2 protein-coding genes are annotated in these 5,233 nt (G+C 33.2%); both read right to left on the bottom strand.

All coding sequences use genetic code 11. From position 1 onward, the window contains the following. Nucleotides 1-321: 321 nt before the first annotated feature. Nucleotides 322-843 (bottom strand): hypothetical protein, encoded by a 522-nt coding sequence (locus ACP6PL_RS19945; RefSeq protein ID WP_426547020.1) that lies wholly within the window; start codon nucleotides 841-843, stop codon nucleotides 322-324. Between the two features lie 304 nt (nucleotides 844-1,147). Continuing rightward, nucleotides 1,148-4,285, bottom strand: coding sequence for a DNA polymerase I (locus ACP6PL_RS19950; RefSeq protein ID WP_426547021.1), 3,138 nt, complete (start codon nucleotides 4,283-4,285; stop codon nucleotides 1,148-1,150). Nucleotides 4,286-5,233 lie beyond the last annotated feature (948 nt).

Consider the following 5,233-nt stretch of genomic DNA (forward strand, 5'->3'; position numbering starts at 1 on the left):
TCAATCCTCTCGGTTTTAACCAGAGGTAATTATCAATTATCCATTATCCATTATCCATTAATGAAATGAGCTTATCCTAAGTCATGCTACAGATTCATGTCGCGGAGCGAAACAATCTCTCTTAACTGAATTAGGAGGAGCAGAAAATATAAAATTTCCTTTTTTATGCCCTTCTAAAGAGAAGACTATTAACCCTATTTTTTGCTCATTACCAGCTTTTTGAGTGCCAGATATTCAATATAATAATTTTCATGGCATTAAAGTTAATTTATAATTATAATTTTTACAAAAATCATTCTTTTTCCTGAATTAATTTTTTGTTTATTGTTGGCAAAATTTAAATAGATATAATTCCTCTGGTAGTTCAGATGCTACATCTAGATCTACACTTTTAGGTACAAATAAAGCCATGCCAAATTCACATTTTTCAGTTGTACATTTATCTGGTCGTGCTGTAATCCGATAATCACTATTTTCCGTGGGAGTAAAAGAGATGACTGGAATGCCATCTTGTTTTTCATCATTTAGTATTTTATTACGTTGTTTATTTTCCAGGCTTAAATTTAAGTTACTACAATTATCATCACAGACTGCCAGGATAGTGTAAGATACATCTGCAGACAATTCTGCTGTAAAGGGAACTTCTACTCTCTCTTTAACTTTTCCAATTAGTGGCCAAAATACTAATTTTTTACCAGCTTTTTCTTGTTCTTCTACTGTCTCTTTTAATTTACATATTACTTGTTCTTGTTCGACACTCAGTTCTATATTTGCAGCACTTGCCACAATTGCACCACCAAATATAAAACCAACTCCACCTAAAACTAATTTTTTGACATCCATTAATTTGCCCAAGGAAAAATTTTTACTCAACTACAGTCAGGAGTCTAACATAACAATAGGGAATAGGGAATAGTTCATTAATTGATAATGGATAATGGATAATGGATAATTACCTCCGGTTAAAACCGTTCTTGATTGAATCTAAGGAAATATTATTTCTTGATTTCCTCTTGAAATAGAAGGCTTTATACCTTTATTTTTCGGTAATAGGGAATGTGGGGAGATGAGCAATAAGTAAATAAGATTTATCCCATCAACTGAAGTAGGAGTTACTGATAACTAATAACTAATAACTGAATATACTCTATTTAGTCTCCATCCAATTTTTTCCTCCATGAAGATCTACTATTAGGGGTACTTTTAAATTTACGGCATTTTCCATTGTAGATTTAATTACTTGTTGCAATTCTTCCGACTCTAACGGTGGTACTTCAAATACTAATTCATCATGCACCTGTAATAATAGTTTGGTCTGATAATTTGTCAATATTTCATTCAGTCTAATCATGGCTATTTTGATAATATCTGCACTGGAACCTTGAATGGGTGAGTTAGCTGCTGCTCTTAAAATTTGAGCATCATTTTGACTGAGTTTTAATTCCTGTAAATTAATTTCATCTATTTTTTCTCCTTTTAGATCGCGGAGAGTTTTAGATTCAAATTCAAAATAACGTCGCCGACCTAATATTGTTTCTACATAGCCTAGAGCAATCGCTTGTTTTTTCAAGTTATCTAAATAAGCAAATACTTGAGAATATTGTTGTTTATATCTTTCTAAAAAATGTTTACTTTCTTTGACTGTTATTTTGACCGACCTTGCTAATTTTTGCGCTCCCATTCCATAGATTACGCCAAAGTTTATTGTTTTACCAACTCGTCTTTCTTCTGGTGAAATTTCCTCTTTTTCAAATAATAGTTTAGCTGTGACTGTATGCACATCTTCATTATTTTGATAAGCTTCTATTAATACTGGTTCTTGACTCAAATGAGCTAAGATTCTTAACTCTATTTGGGAATAATCTGCTGCTACTAATAACCAATTTTCTTTTGGCAGAAATGCCTGACGAATTTGCCGAGAAAATTTTGTACCTATGGGAATATTTTGTAAGTTTGGTTCGGAAGAGGATAAACGCCCTGTATCTGTTTGAGTTTGATTAAAATTTGTATGTACTCTTTGAGTATCTGAACGAACTAATTTCGGTATGGCTTCGACATAAGTAGAAAAGAGTTTGTATAAGGTTCGATGATTTAATATTTCATCAATGATGGGATGATGTTGAGTTTCTGTTTGTAATTTTTCTAGGACTACTACATCTGTAGAGTAACCTGTCTTAATTTTTCGAGATTTTCTCTGATTTTGATTTAGTATTTCAAATAACAATTCGCTTAATTGAGATGGGGAGTTGAGGTTTAATAAGTTGCTGGTTTCTGCTTGATTGATTTGTTGTTCAATCGTTGCTAAATTTTGTCTTTGTTCTTTTGATAATTTGCTGATGTATGCTTTTAGTATTGGGCTGGATATTGCTTTTTTTAATTCTTGTTGATTGGTAAATGAATTGGAGTCTATCTTATGAATTTCTGTTTTGAGATGTTCTTGTAAAATTATACTATCTAAAGTTTGACAAGCTCTTTTTTCAATTTCCTCTAAATCTTGTTTCAGTTGGATTGAGAATTTTTTGAGATATTCAATATCAATCCTAATTCCATCATATTCCATTTCTGCTAAAACAGATTCTAATGGCTGTTCTATATCCACTAATAATTTGTACAAAGATTTCTCAGCAGATTGATTTTTATCAGCTTTTTCTAATTCTCCTCTTAATTTTTCTACTAACTTAAATGTCACAAAAACTTGAGTACCACAATAGTCAGCAATTTTCACAATATCTAGGTCGGCAATAGTTTGATTTTTTGATACCACATCGTTATAACTATGTAAATTTATCCCCTTATCTGTGAGGTATCTAATATATATTTCTTCCAGACTATGTTTTGCTCCAGGATTTAATACATAACTTGCCAACATTGTGTCAAAAATAACTCCAGCTAATTTAATTCCTTGACAACGAAAAACCAATCTATCAAATTTAGTATTCTGAAAAACTTTTGGATATTCGGCACTTTCTAAAACTGGTTTTAAAGCCTCTAATGCTTTTGCCTTATCCAGATTTTTACCAATTTTATGTCCGGTAGGAATATAGGCAACATCTTCTATATTTTTTCCCCAACAACAACCTATTCCAACTAACTCCGCATCTCTAGGTTCTAAAGATGTTGTTTCCGTATCCCAAGCGACGGGAGTCTCAGGATTTTTCTGTTCTTTTAAAATATTTACTAACTCCTTTAACTTTTCTGGAGTATCAATAATTTGAGGCTGAATTTCTGATTTTGTCGAAATTTGCTGTTGAGCTACCTTTGTATCTTCTACGCTGAAAAACCAATCATCACTTTCTACTTCAACTAAAGTGTTTTTCGATTTTTCTTGCTGCTTACTTTCTGGCTCATCCGGCAAAGACTTAACTCCTGCCAACCCATTAAACTGCTGTTCTAAATTTGGAATTTGATTCAGGAAATGTTCTAATTCCAGCCTTTGCAAAACAGGTTCAATTTCTGAGCGCGAAAATCTTTTTACCTGACAATCTTCTATCTCAATATTTAATGGAACATTTACTTCAATTTTTGCCATAAACTGAGAATGCTCCGCCTCGGTTTTTCCTACTATTAACTTTTTCTGATTTGCTCCTTTAATTTTATCTAGGGAAGCGTAAATTTCTGCGAGACAACCATATTCATCCAACAACTTCACAGCAGTTTTTTCCCCAATACCTCTAACACCAGGAATATTGTCAGACTTATCTCCACAAAGAGCCTTATAGTCAACAACTTGACTAGGCAAAATACCCAATTTTTCCTTAACTTCTTCAGAAAAAAATTCTTTAGGAGTGCTACCTTTACCCGCAGCTAAATGTAAAACACTAATACCTTTTTCTACATCTATTAATTGAAATAAATCTTGGTCTCCCGAAAGAATTTTTACACGAAAGCCAGCAGCACTGGCTTTTTGTGCTAAAGTTCCTAATATATCGTCAGCTTCATAACCAGGAGCAGTAATAACTGTTAAATTAAAAGCTCTTAAAAGGTCTTTTAAATTTTCTAAGTCAGTAATTAAATCTTCTGGTGGTTCTGGTCGATCTGCCTTATAATTTTCATCAGCTTTATGGCGAAATGTAGGTTGTCCTAAGTCAAAGGCGATCGCTAAATATTCTGGTTTTTGGGTATCTATTACTTCTAGTAAAGATTTTAGGAAGCCAAAACAGACACTTGTCGGAATGCCTGTAGAAGTTTTCAAGCCTCCACTACGACTTTTAGCAAATGCGTAGTAGGAACGAAAGGCTAGAGAATGGCCATCAATTAAAAGGGTCGTAGGAGGGTTAACGGACATTTGAGATTGATATTTTGGGATTTTGCTCTATTTTAGCGGCTAGGTAACGATGGAAATTGAGGTGTACTTATTTTTCAAGGCTGGCTTTTCTATTTACCGGAAATACTACCTATATATCTAGATTTAGCACTATAGTTTTCTGATAATATTTCTGTTTTTGAATTGAGATTTTTAGAGAAGTAGGTACTAGATTGGGTAGACTCAGAAATTTTTCCCTGGTGTTGCTGTTCCATCGATCAGGAAATATGACTTATATCTATAACGTTATAGTTTTCTGATGAGATTTCTGTTTTTGAATTCAGATTTTTAGAGAAGTAGTTACTAGATTGGGTAGACTCAGAAATTTTTCCCTAGTGTTGCTGTTCCATCTGTCGGAAAATATGACCTATATCTATAACGTTATAGTTTTCTGATGAGATTTCTGTTTTTGAATTGAGATTTTTTCAGGAAGTAGGTAGGGTTTGCTGATTAAGTCTAAAAGCACTTACAGATAAAGGTTTTAGCCTTTTTAGAGCTAAAAAAGTGGAAGCTTTTCCCTCCCTAAAGCTGAAAATGCTTACATTTTGAGGAGACAACGGCTGAAAAATTGAGTGACAATTCTTTCTCCTACCTCATCTGTAATTCTCATTCCTCTTGACTCCTGACTCCTGACTTTTATACTCCACAAAAATAGTGATTCAGCAAGCCCCAGGTATTAGGTCAGGTAGACTCAGAAATTTTTCCCTAGTGTTGCTGTTCCATCTGTCGGAAAATATGACCTATATCTACAACGTTATAGTTTTCTGATGAGATTTCTGTTTTTGAATTCAGATTTTTATAGGAAATAGGTGGTAGGTCTGGTCGGTCGATTTTCAGAAGGTTGACTTTTCTCTGTGTGGCAAAATATGACTTATATCTATAACGTTATAGTTTTTCTGGCGAAATTTCTGTTTTTGAATTCAGATTTTT

Source organism: Dapis purpurea BLCC-M126, from assembly GCF_050015975.1.
In the GTDB taxonomy this organism is placed as follows: domain Bacteria; phylum Cyanobacteriota; class Cyanobacteriia; order Cyanobacteriales; family Microcoleaceae; genus Trichodesmium.

Excerpts from the sequence above, each read along its gene's own strand:
- ACP6PL_RS19945 (WP_426547020.1), bottom strand. The coding sequence starts at position 843 with ATGGATGTCAAAAAATTAGTTTTAGGTGGAGTTGGTTTTATATTTGGT.
- ACP6PL_RS19950 (WP_426547021.1), bottom strand. The coding sequence starts at position 4,285 with ATGTCCGTTAACCCTCCTACGACCCTTTTAATTGATGGCCATTCTCTA.